The organism is Dyadobacter sp. CY356 (assembly GCF_021440195.1).
GTDB lineage: Bacteria > Bacteroidota > Bacteroidia > Cytophagales > Spirosomataceae > Dyadobacter.
This window is the reverse complement of the sequence record NZ_JAJTSZ010000004.1, coordinates 459,002-480,892: the sequence shown is the minus strand read 5'-3', so window position 1 is coordinate 480,892 and position 21,891 is coordinate 459,002. Positions and strand designations below refer to the sequence as shown.

The following is a 21,891-nucleotide window of genomic DNA, read 5'->3' as shown; positions in this document are numbered from 1 at the left end:
TATAAATATGGTGTGCGAGGCCGTTAAGCTAATTACAATTTTCAAAAAAACATAACGGCCTCACTTATTTTAAGACAACTGCAATTCTTCCCAGGTTGTCACTTTTGCCAGATCATTCCAATATCCCGGATATGATTTCACTACTACCCCGGGCTCTTCAATAATAATGTCATGAATCATCCCGACAGGAGCAAATGCAAGTGCCATACGGTGATCATCATATGTAAATATTGAAGGAACCGAAGTAGCAGTCCAGTCAGATTTTTTTACAACTTCATATTTCAGATTCGTTTCAATTTCATTCAGTTCAGCACCCAGCTTTTTGAGTTCTTCCTGAAGAGCGAAAACACGATCCGTTTCTTTTATTTTTAGACTTTCAATACCTGTAAGTGTCAGATGAATATTTTTCATCGCACAGCAAACCGCTACCGTTTGCGCAAGGTCAGGGCAGTTTGTGAAATCCCAAGCAATAGAATCAGAAGCAGGGATTTTTGTCAAAATAACACCACGTTCCGTGAAAGTACTTTTAACCCCAAGCTGTGCCATGATGTTTACAATATCACTATCACCTTGCAGCGAATTTTCTTTTAGTCCAAGAAGCTCAACTTCCGCATCTTCAGCCAATGCCACAATGCTATACCAGTAACTTGCACCCGACCAGTCTGATTCGATAGCGTATGCTTTTGGCTGATATTGTGACGGTTTAACTTTGATAGTATTCGCTTCCCAGTCAGCTTCATAAATGATACCGAAATATTCCATTTGTTTCAATGTCATTTCAATATAAGGACGTGATCCAATTTCTCCTTCAAGGATTATTGTCAAACCATCCGGCAAAGAAGGAGCGATCAAAAGCAAAGCAGAGATATACTGGCTGCTCACATCACCACGGATTTTCAATTCATTCTGACCTGAATAATTAAATCCCATAATCTGCATAGGCGGATAACCCGGCACATTTTCATATGAAATATCAGCTCCCAATATTTTTAACGCATCAACCAGAATTCCAATCGGACGCTCACACATACGCGGGGTTCCTGTCATCCGTTTCTTCTGATTTGTTACTGTAAAATATGCTGTCAGAAAACGCATGGTTGTACCCGCATCAATCACATCCGCCACAGCATCATCAGATTTTAGCAATCTCAGCATAGTCTGCGAATCACGGGCTTCCGAGATATTGGAAAGGTCGCTTTTAAAATCAGTCAGTGCATTAATGATCAAAGCACGGTTGCATTCACTTTTTGATGCTGCCAGTTTGATTTCGGCACGAATTGGATTTTGCGGTGGATGTACAAGAATGGATTTCACAATAGTATTATTTCAGATTCAAAATTATTGGGTGAGGCGTGATGGGCCGAAGGTTTTTCACTTCAAAATTTAATAAGTTTCTAATATTTTCAACTTATTCCGGCCATTAATCTTCAAGGTTGAAAAAGTCATTTTATAGCATATAAATCCGGTAGCCATAATAGCTCCTCCAACCACAAGCGTTGAAGCATCCGTTGTATATCGCTTGTTATCAATGCCCTTATTGAAAAAGTCTGCACCGATATATATTAATCCGGCCAAAGGAAGCAATGTTGCCGCCTGAGAAATGAAAGGAATACGACGGTGTGTTTTTACAAGTTTGACTTCCTTCAAAGGAATAGACTGATATGTCATTTGTCCTAATGCTTCGTTGATTACAGCAATACTAAAAGCCGAATCGGTAACATTGGCGATGGTTTCGTTGAACTTGATCGTTTCATTTTTCATACGAAATTTAATATTATCGCCTGGAAAAAAACGGTAACGATGAAATCCTCCAAGAACCGGGGATGCATCCAAAACCAGGTATTTCTGCCCGGGAGCACCAATTACGCGGTTATCGCCACTTTGTCTAAGAAACAGTTCTTCACTTGAAAGAGCTTTTTTAGGGTCGTAATTATCCTGCGCGAAAACATTGATACTGCCCAGAATAAATAAAATTAATAATGTCAGAACTGATCTCATAAAGAAAATAGAAAGGCTCAAAGATAAGGAATCATTCTTTAAACGGGTAATCTGATTACATTGTTGTTGGTTGTTCCGGCGCCGGATCACGCTTCGTCGGACACTTCTTCATGGGGAGGTACCTTCAGTGAAACCCCGCCGGATACCAGCATCTTCATCACATCCGTTGACTTTGCATCCAGAATAGAAACATTCTCAGTGGGTACGATAAATAGTTCTCCCGAAAGCGCATATGACATGGGCATATAAACCGCCACGTGATCATGAATATGGAGGTGACTCAGGTCGGTCTGAGTAATAAAACCGATTTTTTTGATGCCTGTATCTTTATACATCGTAACCAAAACCGGCTGATTGAATTTTTTTTTATCCCCAACAAAAGCAATGACCAGATCTTTAATGGAATAATAGATCAGGCTCACCAGCGGAATCCGTCGCATGATGCTTTCTGTGAAGTTAAAAAACGACTGGGGAATGATCGTTGAAAAAACAAAGCCTAGCAGGACAATACTGGTTACAATAATCAGTACGCCCAGGCCCGGAAGATAAACCGTCTGATTTCCTGAAATGGGGATATTGATCGGGATGATATTATCAAGAAATTCAACCGCGCTTCCGATAATGATAATGGTAACATAAAGCGGCGCCACAAGTACCAGGCCACGTACAAAGTAGCTCAGTATGCGTTTGAGGAAAGTATTTTTAATTTCCATTAAAATTTATTCTAGCATTCCGTATTATTTTTTGCAGATGTAGAAATCTCCGCTAATACCTGTTTAAACTACGGTTTTTGAAGGTTTTAAGTTCAAATTAAGATAAGCCGGAAGGGCTTTTTTATTCTGTTCCGAAAAGTAAAACCCTTATCACTATACATAAGTATTGTAAGCTGGACGATGAATGCAGATATTTGCATCCGCTAAGCCGCAAAGTTTCAAATTTTGCAGGAGTTTTAGAAGAAATTGACAATCCATTTAGTAAACGAATATGTATCAGGCTGAATACTTAAAACATTTCACTGAGGAAGTTTTTCTGGCCATAGGATGTTCGGCCGAGGAAGCTGCTCTGGCCTCAACCGTGTTGATTAGTGCCGATTTAAGAGGTGTTGATTCGCATGGAATCGCGCGACTTGCCGGTTATGTCCGTTTGTATGACAATGGAAGATTGAACCCAAAACCCGATGTAAAGGTGGTTTATGAAACACCGAGTACTGCCGTTGTGGATGGTGACAGAGGTTTAGGGTTGGTAGTGGCACCAAAAGCAATGGAAATTGCGATGGAAAAAGCGGAGAAAGTTGGCTCTGGCTGGGTTTCTGTCAGGAATTCAAATCATTTTGGTATTGCGGGCTACCATGCCATGCTGGCTCTGCAAAAGGATATGATTGGCTGGACAATGACCAACGCGGCTCCGTTGGTAACGCCTACTTTTTCTCTGGAAAAATTGTTAGGTACAAATCCGTTGGCTGTTGCAGTTCCGGCTTTTGAGGAACCAGCTTTTGTTGCTGATTTTGCATCAACAGCTGTTGCTTATGGCAAATTTGAAATTTTGCAAAGGAAAGGTTTGCCGGCTCCGTTAGGCTGGGCGCAGGATTCTGAGGGGAATCCGACAACGGATTCAAATGCTGTGAGAAGTGGGGGAGGATTGTTGCCCCTCGGTTCTGACCGTGAACATGGAAGCCATAAGGGATATGGACTGGGTGCCATTGTTGATATTTTTTCAGGTGTACTTTCCGGAGCCAATTTCGGCCCTTGGGTTCCGCCTTTTGCAACCGCGGGTTTTATGTCTGCAAATGAGGGAGTTGGCCTTGGTACCGGACACTTTTTAGGCGCTATGCGTGTTGATGGATTTCGTCCGGCTGATGAATTTAAAGTGGATATGGATAAATGGATCCGTGCTTTCAGAGGTGCCAGAGCGGTTGAAGGGAAATCGGTTATCATTCCGGGAGATCCTGAACGTGAAATGGAAGCCATCAGAAGTGTTGAAGGAATTTCTCTCTTGCAGCCCGTTGTAGAATCGCTTGCAGAACTGGCAAAACGGTTTAATATCGCCTTTGAAAACAGAATTGATTAAATAAAATACGGTTACTTGTTTCAACTGCCATTTTGGTAGGTTGTTTTTTAAAACTTCGTTTTCTCTATATGTCTCGTAATTTTAAGGTAGGATTGTTCTTAGTCATTGCAATTCTTACAACAACTTTCACTTTTTATTTCTGGCAGATTTTCAAAACACCGAATTTACAGGTTGAGAAAAAAGAAAGCTTTGCATTATTGATTCCCGAAGGTGCTACGTATCAGACTGTACTTGATTCCCTGGACAAACATAAGGTGATCAATGACAATATATCTTTCCGTTTTTTGGCAAAACTTTTGAAGTATACCGAAAATGTAAAGCCTGGACGTTATGTGATCAAACCTGAAACCAGCAATTATAAAGCCGTTAAAAAACTTCTTTCCGGCGTTCAGGATCCTGTAAAACTTACCTTTAATAACATCAGATTAAAAGAAGATCTGATCAAAAGAATTGGTAACCGTTTTGAATTTGGCGAAGATAAATTCCGTCAGGCGATGAACAGTGAGGAAGTTTGTAAAAAATACGGATTAGATACGGCCACAATTGTTTCCATGTTTTTACCAAATACCTATGATATTTTCTGGACAACAGGAACGGAAAAATTCCTCGACAGAATGCATAGTGAATATAAAAAATACTGGAATGCAGAACGTGTCGCCAAAGCAAAAACGATAGGTCTGACGCCGGTTCAGGTTTCTATTCTGGCTTCAATTGTTGAAGAAGAACAGGCAAGAAAAGTGGATGAAAGGCCGATGGTTGCAGGTTTGTATATTAATCGTCTAAATGCCGCCATGCCATTGCAAGCCGATCCGACCATTAAATACGCATTACAGGACTTCGCTATCAAACGTATTTTGAATGAGCAGTTGCGTGTGAAATCGCCATACAATACTTATGTGAATATTGGCTTGCCACCTGGCCCGATCCGTGTAGCAGATTTTAATTCACTGGATGCGGTTTTGAATTACAGCAAACACGATTTTCTTTATATGTGCGCAAAGGCGGATCTTTCGGGTTACCACGCTTTTGCAAAAACTTATGAAGATCATCTGAACAATGCCCGCATGTATCAGGCGGAATTGAACAGGCTTAAAATTATGAAATAAGTTTCGGACGATTGGTTTTGATTGAAATCAATCGTCTCATAAATAACACAGAATGTTTGCTTACGAGGTTAAAGGGATAAGAGTACGTTATGCCGACACAGATCAGATGGGTTATGTGTATTACGGAAATTATGCAAGATATTATGAAATCGGACGCGTTGAAGCTTTGCGAAGCGTTGGATTTAGTTATAAAGAAATGGAAGAAACGGGTGTCATGATGCCTGTTTATGAAAATAAATCCAGATTTATTAAGCCGGCCCGTTATGACGACGAGCTTACGATCAAAGTTCTGATGCAGAAATTGCCTGGCACAAGAGTTGTGTTTGAGTATGAAATCAGAAACCAGGATGATGTTTTATTGAATGTGGGGGAAACTACGCTCGTTTTTCAAAAAATGGAGAATGCAAAACTTTGTATTGCTCCGGCAAAACTCCTGGAAAAACTGAATCCTTATTTTCAGACTTTGTAAATCAAATTGCCTTTTATGCTTGAAAGACTGTTGAAAAACCGGCAAGTCAAGCGGCTTATCGTTTGGCTGCGAACGACGATGCTTTTTCGTGGAACCGTTTCGCTGTATGACATTCTTGCCAACATAAGAAAAAACAATCACCGTTATGATATTGATCAGCGCGCATCTGCGGTTGCGTATAGTTTAACACTCGCCTGTTTTCCAGGAATTATTTTTCTGTTTACCCTCGTTCCCTACATACCAATAGAAAATCTGGACGATCAGATTCTGGGGATTTTAAAAGAAGTCTTGCCCAGAGGTATTTATCAGGATGCGCACCAGACCATTACCGATATTATCAGCCGGCCCAGAAACAGTGTTATGTCGCTCGGATTTATTTTTGCCGTGGCTGCTTCTACCAATGGTATGATGTCATTGATGCGTTCTTTTGATATGGTCTATGAAGATTTGGACACAAGAGGATTTCTTGCCCAGCGAGGCGTTGCACTTCTATTGACCATAATACTTATAGCAGTTGTGTTCATGCTGATCGTCCTCTTAATTCTTGGCGACGCCGTAAAAGTTATTGTCAGCGACTGGCACATTGTGCAGGATACCTGGATTGTCTCATCCGTTAATTTAACAAGATATTTGGTCAGTTTTGCGGCGCTAATGCTGGCAATTTCCATAATCTACCGTTTTGCCCCGTCACAAGGCAGAAGATATGCATTTATCAATCTCGGATCCATTTTCGCATCTGTTCTGATTTTGGTTGCTACTTACGGTTTTTCGTTCTATTTGTCAAGATTTAGTTCTTATAATAAACTGTATGGCTCCATTGGAACAATGATTGCTCTGATGATCTGGTTTTATCTTTTAGCCCTTCTTCTCATTTTTGGTTTTGAGATCAATGCCGGCATCGCTTCTGCCAGAAGTAATGTGCAGGATAAAAAATCCTGACTGACCGTTAAATAAGTACTTAACTTTCTCTTTTTTTATCTCTCATAAGTTTGTGACTTTTAGAGCCTTTGTTCGTATTAGATTAATAGCGGTCCGGACAAGTGATTCAAAAAAGTGATAGATGAGCGAAATGGATAAGCCTTTGGTAACAGTCGTTTTGACTGCCTTTAACCAGGGAAAATATATTGCGGAAACGTTGGGTTCAATTTTCGCCCAGACTTACCCAAAACTTCAAATTGTCATTATTGACAATGCCAGTACCGATGGGTCCATATCCTTGATCGAGAATATTGTTTCCGACTTTCCTGAATTTACTGTGATCAAAAATGTAGAGAATCGCGGTCTATGCCGCGCGTTCAATCAGGGACTGGCTTTAGCAAAAGGTAAATATATTATTGATCTCGCAGCTGATGACATTATGATGCCGGGCCGGATTTCAAATCAGGTAAAGGCAATGGAAGATTTGGGAGAAGATTACGGCGTTGTTTTTTCCAATGCACAATACATAGATGCCGGTGGAGATGTCCTGAATTTTCATTATCCTGTTGATACTAATCTGAAAGCCGATAAACCGATCCCTAGCGGCGATGTTTATAAAAGTATTTTGGAGAAATATTTTATTTGTACCCCAACCATGATGATGCGCACCAAAATGCTGATTGAAATGGGTGGTTATGATGAATCGCTTGATTTTGAAGATTTTGATTTTTGGGTAAGATCGGCTGTTCGCTACAAATATTTCTATCAGGATGAGGTGCTTACCAGAAAGAGGAATGTGCCAGGTTCATTAAGTACGCAAATCTATAATAAAGGAAACAGTCTGCTCCGGACCTGTTACATCGTTTGCAACAAAGCTTATGAATTAAATCGTGATCAGGAAGAGTTTGATCTGTTGGCAGCCAGAATAAGGACCTTTATCCGAAAGTGTTTTTATGCACAGGAGTTTGAACTGGCGCTTCGTTTCCGAACACTTTTAAACTACATTGAAAACCCTGGCATCCTGACAGAAATGATTGTGATGCTGTGCCGTTTGCATCTTCCGGTAAATGGATTGTACAGGTTTTACTTAAATAATTTGCAAAAAAAAGCCCACAGCAGAGAGGTTTTGGCGTTTTGAATTGTTAATTCAGAAAATAGTACATACTATGCCAGCTGAATTAATTCGTATATACCCTGAAAATCCTGACGAAAGAAAAATACGTCAGGTAGTAGATTGCCTTCGCGATGGCGGTCTGGTTATCTATCCTACGGATACCATTTACGGTCTTGGCTGCGATATTTTCAATTCAAGAGCCGTAGAGAAAATAGCACGTATCAAAGGGATCAAAGCGCAGAAAAATGACTTCTCATTCATCTGTTATGACCTGAGCCATATTGCAGATTATGCCAGAGTTGGAAACTCAGCCTTTAAAATGATGAAGAAAGTTCTTCCGGGACCTTACACGTTCATTCTTGACGCAAACAATCAGGTTCCTAAATTGTTAAATACAAATAAAAAAACGGTAGGTATCCGTGTGCCCGACAATTTGATTCCCCGTCTGATTGTTCAACAACTTGGCAATCCAATCGTAACCACTTCCATCAAAGATGATGACGAAATTATCGAGTATTCAACTGATCCTGAATTGATTTACGAGAAATTTCAACATCAGGTTGATATTGTAATTGATGGCGGATATGGTGGTAATGTGGCTTCAACAATTGTACTCGCAACCAATGATGATTTTGAAGTAATCCGGGAAGGATTAGGAGATACAAGCCTGTTTTTGTAATTAAATTATAATTTATTAAGTTATTATAGAACTAAATAAATCCCGTTAAATAATTGTTATCATTTTTTTGATAATATCATTCCCCTTTACCATATTTGATAGTGCCTGAAATTGTTACCGGAAATCAACCTGAAAAAATAGTAAGGATTGAATTGCAATATCTTCCTTGTCTCGAATATTTTACTTGTATTTTGAGTAATGACGTTACCTGGATCGACATCAATGAAAGATATATTAAACAGACTTTCAGGAACCGTTGCAGCGTTTTAACAACCAATAAAACAGATACTTTGACCGTCCCTGTGAAGGGATATGAGCAATATGCTCCGACAAAAGACATAAGAATCGATTATAGCCAGGATTGGATAAGGAGGCATTGGGGCTGTTTGAGATCAGCATACGGAAAATCACCTTATTTTGAATTTTACTCAGACGAGCTTCATAACGTTTTTATTAAGAAACCTGAATTTCTTGTTGACCTAAATTATGAATTATTGACAATTTGTCTTAGATTGTTGGGGATTAGAAAGGAAGTTAGGTACAATTTGTCAGTACCAATAAATGCCGATTCAAGCCTGATTGACGACTTATCGTTTATTAATGATAAAAAAAATAAAAATAATTTTAAATATTATCAGCCAATTTCATACTACCAGACATTTGGGAATGATTTTGTAAGTAATTTAAGTATCATCGATTTATTATTTAATATGGGGCCCGAGGCGAGGAGTATTTTGCTGAGATCTTGTAAGCAACAATAAATCTGCTACTTTGAACAAAGATTTAAAAAGTAGCGTTTAGATTAATAAGACACATTTTTATTGCTACACATGGAAGCAAAATTTTCAAATAGAGTAAAAGAAGTAATCTCTCTGAGTCGGGAAGAAGCTTTGCGACTTGGTCACGATTATATCGGTGCCGAACATCTGTTACTTGGAATGATTCGTGAGGGCGATGGAGTTGCTATTGGTTTACTGAAAAAGCTAGGCGTGTCCCTTGATGATGTTCGACAGACGATCGAGCAGGCAACGAAGGGTGCGGCAACTAATAATGTTAAAAATCTGCAGAATATCCCTCTTACAAGACAATCTGAAAAGGTGTTGAAAATAACATATCTTGAGGCTAAAATTTTCAAAAGCCCCTTGATCGGAACTGAACATTTGCTTCTGTCAATTTTACGTGACGTAGACAATGTTGGCACCCAGATCCTGCATAAATTTAATGTTAACTACGAAGTCATTAAAGAAATGTTAGAATATCAATCATCAGGAACAAAACCCCACATGGGCCCGGAAACCGAAGACGGAGACGATGAGGCAAGAGGCGGCATGTTTGGCGGTGGAGGAGGAGGCGCAGCTTCCGGAAAAGAGTCAAAAGGTGCTGAAAAATCTCGTACTCCGGTACTTGACAATTTTGGACGTGATTTGACGAAAATGGCTGAGGTTGGAAAACTTGATCCAATCGTTGGACGGGAAAAAGAAATTGAGCGTGTTGCCCAGATTCTTAGCCGTCGTAAAAAGAATAACCCAATTCTTATTGGTGAGCCTGGGGTTGGTAAAACAGCCATTGCGGAAGGTCTTGCTTTAAGAATTGTTCAGAAAAAAGTATCCCGTGTTCTGTTTGGTAAAAGAGTAGTTACTCTTGATCTTGCATCTCTTGTGGCAGGCACTAAATACCGTGGCCAGTTTGAAGAAAGGATGAAAGCGGTAATGAATGAACTGGAAAAATCTCCGGATGTGATCCTTTTCATTGATGAGCTTCATACGATCGTTGGTGCTGGTGGCGCTTCCGGTTCTCTGGATGCTTCGAATATGTTCAAACCGGCTCTTTCTCGCGGTGAAATTCAGTGTATCGGTGCAACCACGCTGGATGAGTATCGTCAGTACATAGAGAAAGATGGGGCACTTGCCCGCCGTTTCCAAATGGTAATGGTGGATGCGACTTCAATTGAAGAAACTATTCAAATCCTTGAAAATATTAAGGATAAATATGAAGATCACCACCATGTAAGTTACACGCCTGAGTCGATCAGCACTGCGGTTAAACTGTCTGAGCGTTACATTACAGACCGTTTCCTTCCAGACAAAGCGATCGATGTTTTGGATGAAGTTGGTGCACGTGTTCATATCAGCAACATTACTGTACCTGAGGATATTCTCCACCTTGAAGAACAGATTGAGAATATTAAACAGGAAAAAAACAGGGTTGTTAAAAGTCAGAAATACGAAGAAGCAGCTCAGTTACGTGATCGTGAAAAGAAATTGATCGATCAGCTTGACCGCGCGAAACTTGCCTGGGAAGAAGAAACCAAGCAAAAAAGATATACAGTTACTGAGCATAATGTTGCCGAAGTAGTTGCAATGATGACCGGAATCCCTGTGACGAATGTCTCGATGGATGAAGGAAAGAAATTGCTTAACATGGCCGACGAGCTTAAAGCAAAAGTAATTGGCCAGAACCCGCCAATTGAGAAATTGGTTAAGGCAATTCAACGTACGCGTGTAGGTTTGAAAGATCCTAAGAAACCAATTGGTTCTTTTATATTCCTTGGACCAACGGGTGTGGGTAAAACAGAATTAGCAAAAGTTCTTGCCACTTATTTATTTGATAAAGACGATGCCCTTGTGCGTATCGACATGAGTGAATACATGGAGAAATTCAGTGTATCTCGTTTGGTAGGAGCGCCTCCGGGTTATGTTGGTTACGAAGAAGGTGGTCAGTTAACTGAAAAAATTCGTCGTAAGCCATACAGCGTTGTTTTGCTTGATGAGATCGAAAAAGCACACCCGGATGTTTTCAATATTCTGTTACAGGTGCTTGACGATGGTATATTAACAGATGGTCTTGGCCGTCGTGTTGATTTCCGGAATACGATCATCATCATGACTTCGAACATTGGAGCGCGTGACCTGAAAGATTTCGGTTCTGGAATCGGTTTTTCAACCAAAGCCAAAAACGACAACCAGGATGAAATTATGAAAGGCACAATTCAAAGTGCTCTTCGTAAAGCATTCTCTCCGGAATTCCTTAACCGTCTGGATGATGTGATCGTGTTTAATTCACTTCAACGTGAAGATCTGCACCGTATCATTGACATTTCGCTTGGTAAATTGTTCAGCCGTGTGAAAGGCCTGGGTTACGAAATTGAGTTGACTGTCCCTGCGAAAGACTTCTTGTCTGAAAAAGGTTATGATCCTCAATACGGTGCCCGTCCATTGAACAGAGCGATCCAGAAATATCTTGAAGATCCGGTTGCAGAAGAAATTCTTAAAGGTGATTTGAGAGAAGGTGATGTATTGGTAGCGAATCATGTTGAAAACAGTGAAGAGCTTACCATATCGGTTAGAAAAAAAGAAGAAGAAGTTGCTAATTAATTAACTGGAATTTTAGATAATTAATTAAACATATAAAGAGAGGCAGGTCTTTCAGATTTGCCTCTCTTTTTTGTTACGGCGTTGTGTACTAATTTGTTACGACGTTGGTGTTAAATGAAGCAGGACGAAATTGCATATCGCTCCTGTTTAATTTACAATTTCTATTCATTGTTTATATTGTTTATTCTTAATTTTGGGGTACTCGAATTAGTTGTAAATGATTAGAAAATCTTTACTTTGCATATCCTCCAGATAAATTATGAATATTATACTAAAACTAAACAAGACAAAGAATAATAATACATTATGGCTGTCAATTTACTGGAGTTAACCAAGGCATATATTACAAAAGAAGTTGGTCTTAAAATTGCCGATTTGACCCAAGAAAGTACAAGTGATGTTCAAGTCGCAATGTTAGGCGCCCTGCCAGGACTTATCGGAGGAATTATGAATAAAGCTTCAACACTCGGCGGCGTTCAGGATTTAATAGGACTTATCAATCTCAATAATGAAGACTACGTTTTAAACGGACTTGGAACAATCCTTGGGGATGAATCCAGGTCAAAGGAATTTATTTCCAATGGTCTTTCACTTCTCCCAATCCTGCTGGATTTAGATCTTAAAACAGTTACCGATTCTATTTCTTCTTCAAGCGGAATAAAAAGTTATTCTGTCTCCACAATATTAAGTATTTGCGCGCCGATCGTATTGAGCGTAGTTGCAAAATATGCAAAAGTTAGTGGTACGAAATCGGTTGAACCGGTGAGACTTACAAGCCTTTTGGTTGATCAAAAAGAATTTATGGTAAAATACTTACCAAAGGACCTGAATACACTCTGGAATTTTAAAGAACTTGAAGATCTTAATAAAAGCCTGATTCGAAATCCTTTGAGCGAAAAAGAGCTGGAAGGTAAACCTACTTCAACAGGAGTAAAGATTTTTTTATGGATACTGGCGCTGTCAATTCTGGGTGGTGCTTATTGGGGTTATAAAAAATTAACAAAAGAAGAGGAGACGGTTGTGGTAGAAGATGTACCGATGGGTGTTGACAGTGTTAATCATTCAAAAGGTACTCAGAAAAGTGGTCTGGGCAAATTTGTTCCAAAAGAGCTTCCGAAAGACATAACACTTAACGTTCCTGAAAATGGGGTTGAATCTAAAATAATTAATTTCATAGCAGACAGTTCACAAGTAGTTGATAAAAATATCTGGTTTGATTTTGACAGAATCACCTTTGAGCCAAACGCTGCAAGTCTCAGCAATCAATCATTAGAACAAATTGATAATATTGCGAAGATCATGAGAGCCTTCCCGAATGTCAATGTGAAGATTGGAGGATATACTGACAATACCGGAGACGCAGCGACCAATCTGAGCTTGTCGCAGAGCAGAGCGGATGCGGTTAAACGCGGGATTGTAAATAAAGGGATTAAAGCCACCCGTATTTCCTCGGAAGGTTATGGCATTGAACATCCGGTTGCCGATAATAATACAGAAGAGGGAAGAGCCCAAAATCGAAGAATTGCAATAAATTTGACAAGAAAATAATAAAAACCATTTTAAAGAAAGGGTCAGATTAATTTTTAATTTGACCCTTTCTTTATGCCCTTTTTTGAGATTTTAATTGATTATCAAAATCAATCTTAAAAAGAAGAAAGGAAGATTATGATTTAGTTTATATTTAAGCTTTGTAAGATTAAATTTTAGTTCATGAAAATTAACAGCAGACTTTCTATATATAGTTTAGTTATACTTATATTAATGAGCTGGCATATTTCTGCCGCTCAAAAACTGGCTTCGGGACCTCAGGTACTTACATTCTTTTCATCAGCAGACGATACAGAACAGCCGTACGGCTTGTACATTCCAAAAAATTATGATCCTGCAAAAAAATATCCCCTTGTCATGATGTTACATGGGGCGGGTTCAAACCACAGATTAGAATTAAGGCGGGTCTTTGGAAAGAGTAATGCAGCCGATGAAACGGATGTAGAAGCCAGCCGGTATTTTCCGGAATGGGAAGATGTAGATTTTATTGTAGCATCGCCGCTGGCAAGAGGAACGGCAGGATATCAGGGTATCCCGGAGCTCGATGTTTATGATGTTTTGGCCGATGTCAAAAAACGTTTTAACATTGATGAGAACCGTACTTATCTTACAGGACTGTCCATGGGTGGAGGCGGAACCTTATGGATTGGTTTAACAAGACCGGACATTTGGGCAGCCATCGCACCGGTTTGTGCAGCACCACCGGCAGGTACCATTGATCTGGCAAGAAATGCCAGTAACTTTCCCGTCCATTTTTTCCATGGAGACAAAGATCCTGTTGTTCCAGTGGAAAGTACCAGGAACTGGGTGTCAAAAATGCAGGATTTGGGTGTTGAAGTTACTTACAAAGAATTTGTTGATGTTAAACACGATAGCTGGGTGAATGCTTATGATGATGAATTTATCTTCAGCTGGTTCAATCAGGTAAGAAACCCGTTTCCGAATGAAGTAAAGTTTTCAAGTAAATTTTATAAATACAATAAAGCTTACTGGGTTCAGTTTGATAAAATGAGAAGTGGTGTTTTGTCCGATATCACAGCAAATTTCAAGCGCTCGAATACATTGGAAATTAAAACAAAGGAACTTGATGGCTTTACCTTAAATCTGCTTGGTCATGCAAAATTTATCAGTAATCAGCCTGTGACATTTTCGATTGACGGTACAGCGCTTTCCGCAAAGGTTGACAGTACCATTTCATTTGTGAAAAATGGGGCAGCCTGGGCTATTAATAAAGAGATGATAACGAACGTTGTTGAAAAGAAAAAAGGCAGTGAAGGACCTGTTTTTGATGCTTTTTCAAGCCGACACGTTTATGTTTATGGTACTGCTGACAATCCATCGGAGGAGGAACTGAAAAAACGTATGGATGTAGCTAATGAAGCTGCAAACTGGTCAGTTTACCGTGGCCCTTTTTTGGGAAGAATGATGTTTTTTCCAAGGGTACTTTCAGATAAAGAGGTAAGGGCAAGTGATTTTGAAACCTGCAATCTTATCCTCTTTGGCACAAAGGAAACAAATGTGGTCATAAATAAATATGCTGATAAATTGCCTGTACATCTAAATGCGGCTACCAAAGATTATGGATTGTTATACGTATTTCCTGTTGACAAACATTATGTTGCCATAAGTTCCGGGTTACCCTGGTGGACCGGTGTAGTGGATCAGGGGTTTCCTTTTGTTCCGGCTACGCATAGAAATTTATCGGAATTTAAGGATATACTATTCTTTAAGGATTCATCAAAAAATATAATAACGGAGGGATATTTCACACAAGAATGGAAATTGCCGGATGCTGTTCTTACACCTTTAACTAAATCCGGCGTTATAACAGTTTCAAAATAGTACTTAGTTTTAATTTATCTTTTGTATTCCACTACCATGGATTTTAACCAAAAAATTTCCCGGAAATCATTTCTGCGGACTGGTGCACTGGCACTTTCACTTCCGTTGATTTCGCAGCTGCCTTCGATGGCAAAGGCATCGTCTAAAATTGGCTTACAGCTTTATACATTAAGAGATGCACTGAGCAAAGATCTGGAAGGAACATTAAAAAAAGTTTCTGAGATAGGCTATAAAGAAGTTGAGACCTTTGGCTACTCGGATGGAAAATTCTTTGGCAAAACACCGAAAGAATTTAAATCTTTGTTGAGTGGTCTTGGACTGAGTGCCGTAAGTGGCCACTACGGTGCAGGTATTGCAGCTCCTGACAAAAAAGGTACCTTATCCAACGACTGGAAACGTGCTGTTGATGATTCAGCTGAACTGGGTCAAAAATACATGATGTGTGCTTATCTGACTCCGGATGAGCGTAAATCAATTGAGGATTACAAAAAGTATGCGGTGCTTTTCAATAAGTGTGGTGAAACCTGCAAGGCTGCCGGAATTCAGTTTGGTTATCATAACCATGATTTTGAATTTCAAAAATTGGACGGTCAACTGCCTTACGACATTATCACCAAAGATACAGACGCTTCTTTGGTGAAACTGGAACTTGATTTGTATTGGGCAGTAAGAGCCGGATTAGATCCTGTGGAGTTGTTCAAACAGCATCCTGGCCGCTTCCCGTTATGGCATGTAAAGGACATGGAAAAGGGGCCGGATAAGGCTTTTGCAGAAGTGGGAACAGGATCGATTGATTTTGCGAAAATTTTTGCAGCAAGAAAAACTGCGGGAATGACTCATTTCTTTGTAGAGCAGGATGTTTGCAAGAGACCACCTTTGGAAGCAATTGCTATCAGTTATGGCAATCTTGCCAAAATGAAGGTTTAGTTTTTTAAAATTAAATAAAGTAACAAAAGAAGACCCGGCCGCATAGCAACCGGGTCTTTCTAATTATACAGATAAAAATTTTTTAATTCGCCAGTTGTAATTTTAATTCATTCAGGCGGCTTTTAAGAGATGCATCAATCTGACGGTCGTTTACGCGAAGTAAGTAACCACCAATAAGAGTAGGATCTACTTTTTCTTCAAGTTCAACTGTCTTACCGGTAGCGTCAGCTACAATTTTATTAAACTGTTTACGCAAATCCTCCGTCAAAGGAGTCGTTGTGATCACAGTCGCTTTTTGAATACCGCGGTATCCGTCATAAGCTGTTATGAATTCTTCGGCGATCGAATCAAGAATTGATTCCCGGTTTTTTCTTGTTATAATTTCAAAGATTGAGTAAGAAACCGGATTCACTTTATCAGAGAAAAGTGCTTTTAAAATAGCCAGTTTCTTTTCGTGGCGTACTACCGGACTTTTAAGTGCCAGCATCAAACCACGGTTTTTAAGAGCAGTATCCAGGAATAATTTCATATCCTCATATACGGCTTCAACAACATTTTGTTCTTTTGCCAGTTCGATAAGTGATTTAGCGTATCTGGCGGCAACTATACCTACTGACATTGGGAATCAATTAATTTTGAATGAAATGGACGTTACAGCTTCGGTAACGAATTAGTTCATGCGAGCTGATGACGCAAGATCTGAAATCAGTTTTTCCTGAGATTCTTTGTCTTTCAGTTCGCGGTGTAAAACCTGCTCTGCGATTTCAAGAGAAAGAACAGCTACTTCCTTACGCATTTTAGCGATTGCAGCATGTTGTTCGTTACGGATTGTATCACGTGCGCTTTCAATCATTTTCTGTCCTTCAACAACTGCTCTGTCTTTCGACTCAGCAATCATACGGTCAGAAGCTTCTTTTGCATCACGAAGTATACGGTCACGAACTGCATTGGCTTCAATGATCAGTTTCTCATTATCAGCTTTCAGTTTAACCATTTCAGATTTGGTTCTTTCTGCAAGATCCAAAGCACCCTGAATTTCGTTTTCACGATCTTTTAAGCCTTTAATGATTGGTTTCCACGCAAATTTGGCAAGAATGAAAACTACCAGTAAAAATACCACCAGCATCCAGAAAATAAGACCTGGGTTTGGAGTAAGCAATGACATAATATCTGAGTTTTGTGAGTTGTAAAATCTTTAAATGCGAAGTTCAGGTTATAGTAACAATTCCTTCAAAGCACTCTCTTTTTTGATAAAATCCGTGGAAGCCTATTGCTTCCACGGTAATTTTTTTGCCAACTTCCAGGCCTAATGCGAAAGAAGATACAGCTAAGACCTAAGTCTCAAATTCGTTACTAAAGCTTGAACGAGATAAGCAGACAGATAACCGCCGCGAACAACGCTACCGCTTCGATAAGAGCAGCAATGATAAGCATTGCAGTTTGGATAGCACCGGCAGCTTCTGGCTGACGAGCGATACCTTCCATTGCAGAACCACCAATTTTACCGATACCAAGACCAGCACCAATAGCAGCAAGACCAGCACCGATAGCAGCACCGAAAACAGCTAGACCTGCACCACCTTGTTCTGTAGCCTGAAGCAAAATTTGAAGCAACATAATTGTGTTTGTTTTAAAATATAATTAATAAAAAAAGAGATTCAAATCAATGTCCGTGATCAGCACTGTGATTGTCTTCAATCGCGCTGCCAATATACATAGACGATAACAGGGTAAAAATAAATGCCTGGATAAACGCCACCATGATTTCGATGAAGTTAAGGAACAAGGCAAATAATGAAATCACCGGAGCAATGAACATGCTCTGGAAAATAAAGATCAATCCAAAAAGACTTAAAAGAATAATGTGACCAGCAGTCATGTTCGCAAAAAGACGAACCATTAACGAGAAAGGCTTCATGAACACACCAACAATCTCAACAGGGATCATAATAAGCAACAATGGAGCAGGAACACCGGTCGGCTTCACAAGGTGAAGATAATAGTGTTTATTGGCATTGATGTGAACAATGATAAAAGTGATCACAGCAAGTGTCATCGTGATCGCGATGTTACCAGTTACGTTCGCTGCACCTGGAAGAAGACCTAAAATGTTATTGACAAGGATAAAGAAAAACAATGTCAATAGATATGGAAGGTACTTTTCGTAGTTTTTCCCAACGTTTGGTTTAACAACATCGTCACGAATAAAAAGAATAACGATTTCCATCGCGGACTGGAACCCTTTTGGTGCTTTGCCTACATTACGTTGGTAAGCTTTACCAATGCTTGTGAAGATAAGAACTAAAATGATTGCGCTAAGCATCATGGAAGCCACGTTTTTCGTAATTGAAAAATCGTAGATCTTACGCTCGTGGTCAACCGGTTCAATCGTTTCAGAATCTCCGTGAACCAAATGATAGCCATTATACTCGTGGTGTTCATTATGGAAATTCGAAGAAGAAAAAACTTCAATTCCACGGTCGGCAGAATAAAGAATTACAGGAAGAGGAATAGCAACGCCATGTGAAAATTCCCACTCATGAGAATCGGCAATGTGGTGCATGATCATCTGGCCGATGTTAAACTTCTGTTCGGACTCTTCCAGATTATGTTCTATTTCGTGCTCTTCTTTGTTGACCGTGTCAGCTATCGGATTCTTGTCATCATGACCTGATTCCTGAGCTTGCGCCGGAAGGTTAAAAAAGCAGGTTGCCGCAATAAGGGCAGTGGTTATAAACAGTCGTAAAGGCGTATACATAAATGCTTGAAATACTATGCTTTGTCAATCGCGGCGCAAGTTACAATACAAACCATATATTTCAAAGCATGTGTAAAATAAATACAGTGCAAAAAAGTTGAGAACAAATGTAAATGAATCAGTTAACCCTGAATATAAAAATAGGCCGATAAAGATTATGCTCAGGATAAGGCGTCCAACGATGGTAGAAAGGTAAAACGTCACAAATTTTTCACGATTGTTTTTCAGACCGTATTCCATCAGCCGGTGATTGAGAAATGACAGCATCACAAAGAAGGCAAGGATATACCATATATAAGGATGTATCCAGGCAGCATTGACAAAACGCTGTACTAGAAATAATGCAATTGCTAAAATAACGGAGGCAATAATGCTTCGTAACATGTGAACGGATTCTGGTAATTAAATTGTAAGTAAATGGTCAGTAACCGGCTACGAAAATCATTTCAACTTTGGCATGCTGCGTATCAACAAGTATAAAGATGCGGCAATGGAAGTGAGTGATAAAACCAAAGTCCAGACTGGCATTTTATTCATTTGCCACGCGTCGAGCTTGTAACCGGCGTAAGTGAAAACAAGTATAGTTCCAAGCGTTTGCATGGCCATGCCCGAATAACGAATGAAATTTGAAGGCGTTTTTCCGGAATTTCCCATGCTTGTAAAAGGCGTGTCTTCACGATTTTTCCGTTCGTTTTTATCCGCTTCCATATTCGATTTTGTAGAATTTATAGGTAAAGTTGCTTCAAATTTTGTAAATGGCATTATCTTCGATACGTTATTAAGCAAAATACCGTTTTACCTTTGCCAGGAAAAGATAAAATATCATCCCTAAAGTCTTTATTTGTGACTCATACACTATCCCGTTTTATCCAGACATCAGCTTTTTGTCTCGTGTTTGTATGCATACTGATCGGGTGTTCTCAATACAGCTCCCGACCTGCGGCAGTCAATTTTCATAACGTCTCTTCTCATTACAACGCTTATTTTATTGCTGAGCAGGATATGCTGGAAGCGGAATTTGCTATGCGTGCCGCTTTTAAGGATGATTATAATCAGCTGATACCTATTCTGTTGCCTCTGGACTCCATTCTGGCAATTCCTGTAAAACCTCAGCTGTTGGATGCGGTCAAGAAAACATCTATTGTAGCAGAGAAGCATCAGAACAGTAAGTGGGTTGACAACAGTTACATTATTCTTGGAAAGTCCCGTTTGTATCTTGGTCAATGGGCCGATGGCCTTGAAGCATTACGTTACGTTTATGCCAATGGTAAAGATGAAAATGACAAAAATAATGCACTGATCGTTTTGATGCGTGCCTATATTAGCCGGAAAGATTACTCCAATGCACTGGGTGTAGCGGAATATCTTAGCCAGCAGCCGTTATCCAAAGATGCGACAAAAGATTTTTATCTGACGAAGGCATATTTGCACCAGCAGAACGGCGAGTATCTTACCTCAGTTGCAATTTTGGAAGAAACGTTTCCGCTATTGAGCAAGTCCATAGAAACAGCAAGATTACACTTTGCTGCCGGACAGATGTATGACCGTCTCGGACAATTTGCTCTGGCCAACAAACATTATAAAAGTGTAACCAAAAACCGTCCGGACTATGATCTCGGTTTTTACTCCTCCATGAATTCATTGCAAAACCAGGTTATTATTGATCCAAAAACGGATGTTTCTTCCGTCGGTTTTGACCGGATGTTGCGTGACAGAAAAAACAATGATCTTCGCGACCGGATATATTTTACAATGGGGCTCCTGGCTGAACATAGGAAGCAATTGCCCGAAGCTGTCCAATATTTGCAAAAATCGGCCTCGCTGGCATCGGGCAAAAATAATGTCCAAAAGGCATATACCTATTTACAGCTTGCCAGGATTCATTATGACGCCCTTGAAAGATACGAATTGTCAAAAGCTTATTATGACAGTGCCTTGATTATCCTGCCAAAAGATGCACAGGAATATCGTGTTGTTTCTGACCGTAAACTGGCACTGGACAATTTTGTTACCCAGCTGACCATTGTGAAGATGGAAGATAGTTTGCAGATTCTTTCAAAAATGAATCCGAAGGCACTGGATGACAAAATAGATAACATTATTGAAGAGCAGGAAAAAGCAAGGATTGAAGATGAAAAACGTTTGAAAGAAGCACAGCTTGCGGCGAATAACCAGATCAATCTAAATCCGGGCCCATCCATTAGCAGCAGCACAGACCGCCGTTGGGAACTATATGATCCGGCACTTATTAATCAGGGAAAAATTGATTTCAGGAGGCAATGGGGTAACCGGGTGCTTGAAGATGACTGGCGGAGAAGTACGAAGCAAATAACGTCGGTGGCTTCCCGGGGAAATAATCCAGCTGACAGCACGTCAAATGGTAACGGGCTTCCGGCTGTTGCGGCTGAACCTACCATGGTGAAGGGCTCTGCCTTGTGGCTGGCCAGACATGAAAATCTGAAAAAGAATATTCCTCTGACAGATTCGAGTTTTACCGTTTCACAGAGAAGAAAGGAAGATGCTTTATACAATCTTGGTAAGATTTATCGGTTCGATTTGAAAGAATCGGATAGGGCGGTGGCAACTTTTAACAGAGTTTTGACAGAATATCCCAAAACACAATACAGGGAGGAAATCTATTATCTGATGTATCTGACCCTTGCTGAAAATGATCAGAATCGTGTTACCTGGAAAGATAAGCTGACTTCGGAATTCCCGAATTCAACCTATGCACGGTTAATCAATAAGTCGGTTGGGAACGGAATCGGAGATGATAAAAACAGAAATAATCCTGTGAAAGCTTATGAGAGCGCTTATCAGCTTTATGCAGATGGAAATTTCACCAAAGCACTGGAAGATATTGAAGCAGATTTGCCGGCTTATAAAGGAAGTATGCTGGAAGACAAATTTGCACTGCTAAGAGTATTTTTAGTAGGAAAAGTCAGAGGACGGGAGGCCTATCTGCAAGCTATCAATGAATTTGTCCGTTTATATCCCGGCAGCATTTATTTACCACGACTTAAAGAAATGCAGGAATCACGCGAAATTTCAGTTGGGAAGAGATAATTCACGGAAATTGTATCTTTGTTGA

The 21,891-nt window shown here is 39.9% G+C and carries 20 protein-coding genes; 12 read left to right on the top strand and 8 right to left on the bottom strand.

Going from position 1 to position 21,891, the window contains the following annotated elements; genetic code table 11:
• Positions 1-69: 69 nt before the first annotated feature.
• From LXL81_RS16345 to LXL81_RS16335, 3 genes are all read right to left on the bottom strand, one after another.
• A complete protein-coding gene (locus tag LXL81_RS16345) occupies positions 70-1,314 on the bottom strand; it encodes a 3-phosphoshikimate 1-carboxyvinyltransferase (protein ID WP_234647868.1) in 1,245 nt (414 codons plus the stop codon).
• Positions 1,315-1,383: 69 nt separating this feature from the next.
• On the bottom strand, positions 1,384-1,998 hold the full coding sequence (locus LXL81_RS16340; protein WP_234647867.1) for a hypothetical protein: 615 nt from the start codon (positions 1,996-1,998) through the stop codon (positions 1,384-1,386).
• Positions 1,999-2,084: 86 nt separating this feature from the next.
• Positions 2,085-2,711 carry a DUF502 domain-containing protein gene (locus LXL81_RS16335; protein ID WP_234647866.1) on the bottom strand — a complete coding sequence of 209 codons (627 nt, stop codon included), beginning with the start codon at positions 2,709-2,711 and terminating at the stop codon, positions 2,085-2,087.
• 271 nt (positions 2,712-2,982) lie between these two features.
• Here LXL81_RS16335 and LXL81_RS16330 point away from each other — a divergent pair, with 271 nt between their 5' ends.
• The 11 genes from LXL81_RS16330 to LXL81_RS16280 all read left to right on the top strand — a co-directional run bounded on the left by LXL81_RS16330 (position 2,983) and on the right by LXL81_RS16280 (position 16,042).
• Positions 2,983-4,065, top strand: coding sequence for an Ldh family oxidoreductase (locus LXL81_RS16330; protein ID WP_234647865.1), 1,083 nt, complete (start codon positions 2,983-2,985; stop codon positions 4,063-4,065).
• A 68-nt stretch (positions 4,066-4,133) separates the two neighbouring features.
• Positions 4,134-5,171, top strand: a complete 1,038-nt coding sequence (mltG, locus tag LXL81_RS16325; RefSeq protein ID WP_234647864.1) for an endolytic transglycosylase MltG — start codon at positions 4,134-4,136, stop codon at positions 5,169-5,171.
• Between the two features lie 52 nt (positions 5,172-5,223).
• The gene (locus LXL81_RS16320; protein WP_234647863.1) at positions 5,224-5,640 is read left to right on the top strand and encodes a thioesterase family protein; all 417 of its coding nucleotides are present in this window, start codon (positions 5,224-5,226) and stop codon (positions 5,638-5,640) included.
• A gap of 15 nt (positions 5,641-5,655) precedes the next feature.
• The gene (locus LXL81_RS16315; protein WP_234647862.1) at positions 5,656-6,579 is read left to right on the top strand and encodes a YihY/virulence factor BrkB family protein; all 924 of its coding nucleotides are present in this window, start codon (positions 5,656-5,658) and stop codon (positions 6,577-6,579) included.
• Positions 6,580-6,700: 121 nt separating this feature from the next.
• The gene (locus LXL81_RS16310) at positions 6,701-7,696 is read left to right on the top strand and encodes a glycosyltransferase (protein ID WP_234647861.1); all 996 of its coding nucleotides are present in this window, start codon (positions 6,701-6,703) and stop codon (positions 7,694-7,696) included.
• Between the two features lie 28 nt (positions 7,697-7,724).
• Positions 7,725-8,351, top strand: coding sequence for an L-threonylcarbamoyladenylate synthase (locus tag LXL81_RS16305; protein ID WP_234647860.1), 627 nt, complete (start codon positions 7,725-7,727; stop codon positions 8,349-8,351).
• Between the two features lie 101 nt (positions 8,352-8,452).
• Entirely contained in the window at positions 8,453-9,112 is a 660-nt protein-coding gene (locus LXL81_RS16300; RefSeq protein ID WP_234647859.1) for a WbqC family protein, read from the top strand.
• A 69-nt stretch (positions 9,113-9,181) separates the two neighbouring features.
• Entirely contained in the window at positions 9,182-11,725 is a 2,544-nt protein-coding gene (locus LXL81_RS16295) for an ATP-dependent Clp protease ATP-binding subunit (RefSeq protein WP_234647858.1), read from the top strand.
• Between the two features lie 306 nt (positions 11,726-12,031).
• Complete coding sequence (locus tag LXL81_RS16290; protein ID WP_234647857.1) at positions 12,032-13,273, top strand: OmpA family protein; 1,242 nt, start codon at positions 12,032-12,034, stop codon at positions 13,271-13,273.
• A 162-nt stretch (positions 13,274-13,435) separates the two neighbouring features.
• On the top strand, positions 13,436-15,115 hold the full coding sequence (locus tag LXL81_RS16285) for an alpha/beta hydrolase-fold protein (RefSeq protein WP_234647856.1): 1,680 nt from the start codon (positions 13,436-13,438) through the stop codon (positions 15,113-15,115).
• A gap of 36 nt (positions 15,116-15,151) precedes the next feature.
• Positions 15,152-16,042, top strand: a complete 891-nt coding sequence (locus LXL81_RS16280; RefSeq protein ID WP_234647855.1) for a sugar phosphate isomerase/epimerase — start codon at positions 15,152-15,154, stop codon at positions 16,040-16,042.
• A gap of 82 nt (positions 16,043-16,124) precedes the next feature.
• Here the strand turns inward: LXL81_RS16280 and atpH are convergent, their stop codons facing one another.
• From atpH to LXL81_RS16255, 5 genes are all read right to left on the bottom strand, one after another.
• Positions 16,125-16,661 carry an ATP synthase F1 subunit delta gene (atpH, locus tag LXL81_RS16275; protein ID WP_234647854.1) on the bottom strand — a complete coding sequence of 179 codons (537 nt, stop codon included), beginning with the start codon at positions 16,659-16,661 and terminating at the stop codon, positions 16,125-16,127.
• Between the two features lie 51 nt (positions 16,662-16,712).
• Positions 16,713-17,207 carry a F0F1 ATP synthase subunit B gene (atpF, locus tag LXL81_RS16270; protein ID WP_228101675.1) on the bottom strand — a complete coding sequence of 165 codons (495 nt, stop codon included), beginning with the start codon at positions 17,205-17,207 and terminating at the stop codon, positions 16,713-16,715.
• Positions 17,208-17,395: 188 nt separating this feature from the next.
• The gene (gene atpE / locus LXL81_RS16265) at positions 17,396-17,659 is read right to left on the bottom strand and encodes an ATP synthase F0 subunit C (protein ID WP_090335138.1); all 264 of its coding nucleotides are present in this window, start codon (positions 17,657-17,659) and stop codon (positions 17,396-17,398) included.
• 46 nt (positions 17,660-17,705) lie between these two features.
• Complete coding sequence (gene atpB, locus LXL81_RS16260; RefSeq protein ID WP_234647853.1) at positions 17,706-18,800, bottom strand: F0F1 ATP synthase subunit A; 1,095 nt, start codon at positions 18,798-18,800, stop codon at positions 17,706-17,708.
• A gap of 441 nt (positions 18,801-19,241) precedes the next feature.
• A complete protein-coding gene (locus LXL81_RS16255; protein ID WP_234647852.1) occupies positions 19,242-19,562 on the bottom strand; it encodes an AtpZ/AtpI family protein in 321 nt (106 codons plus the stop codon).
• Positions 19,563-19,643: 81 nt separating this feature from the next.
• Here LXL81_RS16255 and LXL81_RS29170 point away from each other — a divergent pair, with 81 nt between their 5' ends.
• Entirely contained in the window at positions 19,644-21,866 is a 2,223-nt protein-coding gene (locus LXL81_RS29170) for a tetratricopeptide repeat protein (RefSeq protein WP_234647851.1), read from the top strand.
• Positions 21,867-21,891 lie beyond the last annotated feature (25 nt).

What these genes read in the sequence shown, in the direction of transcription:
- LXL81_RS16310 (WP_234647861.1), top strand. Translation starts at nt 6,701, where the DNA reads ATGAGCGAAATGGATAAGCCTTTGGTAACAGTCGTTTTGACTGCCTTT.
- LXL81_RS16315 (WP_234647862.1), top strand. Translation starts at nt 5,656, where the DNA reads ATGCTTGAAAGACTGTTGAAAAACCGGCAAGTCAAGCGGCTTATCGTT.
- atpB (WP_234647853.1), bottom strand. Translation starts at nt 18,800, where the DNA reads ATGTATACGCCTTTACGACTGTTTATAACCACTGCCCTTATTGCGGCA.
- LXL81_RS16280 (WP_234647855.1), top strand. Translation starts at nt 15,152, where the DNA reads ATGGATTTTAACCAAAAAATTTCCCGGAAATCATTTCTGCGGACTGGT.
- LXL81_RS16285 (WP_234647856.1), top strand. Translation starts at nt 13,436, where the DNA reads ATGAAAATTAACAGCAGACTTTCTATATATAGTTTAGTTATACTTATA.
- LXL81_RS16295 (WP_234647858.1), top strand. Translation starts at nt 9,182, where the DNA reads ATGGAAGCAAAATTTTCAAATAGAGTAAAAGAAGTAATCTCTCTGAGT.
- LXL81_RS16340 (WP_234647867.1), bottom strand. Translation starts at nt 1,998, where the DNA reads ATGAGATCAGTTCTGACATTATTAATTTTATTTATTCTGGGCAGTATC.
- atpH (WP_234647854.1), bottom strand. Translation starts at nt 16,661, where the DNA reads ATGTCAGTAGGTATAGTTGCCGCCAGATACGCTAAATCACTTATCGAA.
- mltG (WP_234647864.1), top strand. Translation starts at nt 4,134, where the DNA reads ATGTCTCGTAATTTTAAGGTAGGATTGTTCTTAGTCATTGCAATTCTT.
- atpE (WP_090335138.1), bottom strand. Translation starts at nt 17,659, where the DNA reads ATGTTGCTTCAAATTTTGCTTCAGGCTACAGAACAAGGTGGTGCAGGT.
- LXL81_RS16255 (WP_234647852.1), bottom strand. Translation starts at nt 19,562, where the DNA reads ATGCCATTTACAAAATTTGAAGCAACTTTACCTATAAATTCTACAAAA.
- LXL81_RS16305 (WP_234647860.1), top strand. Translation starts at nt 7,725, where the DNA reads ATGCCAGCTGAATTAATTCGTATATACCCTGAAAATCCTGACGAAAGA.
- atpF (WP_228101675.1), bottom strand. Translation starts at nt 17,207, where the DNA reads ATGTCATTGCTTACTCCAAACCCAGGTCTTATTTTCTGGATGCTGGTG.
- LXL81_RS16320 (WP_234647863.1), top strand. Translation starts at nt 5,224, where the DNA reads ATGTTTGCTTACGAGGTTAAAGGGATAAGAGTACGTTATGCCGACACA.
- LXL81_RS16290 (WP_234647857.1), top strand. Translation starts at nt 12,032, where the DNA reads ATGGCTGTCAATTTACTGGAGTTAACCAAGGCATATATTACAAAAGAA.
- LXL81_RS16330 (WP_234647865.1), top strand. Translation starts at nt 2,983, where the DNA reads ATGTATCAGGCTGAATACTTAAAACATTTCACTGAGGAAGTTTTTCTG.
- LXL81_RS16335 (WP_234647866.1), bottom strand. Translation starts at nt 2,711, where the DNA reads ATGGAAATTAAAAATACTTTCCTCAAACGCATACTGAGCTACTTTGTA.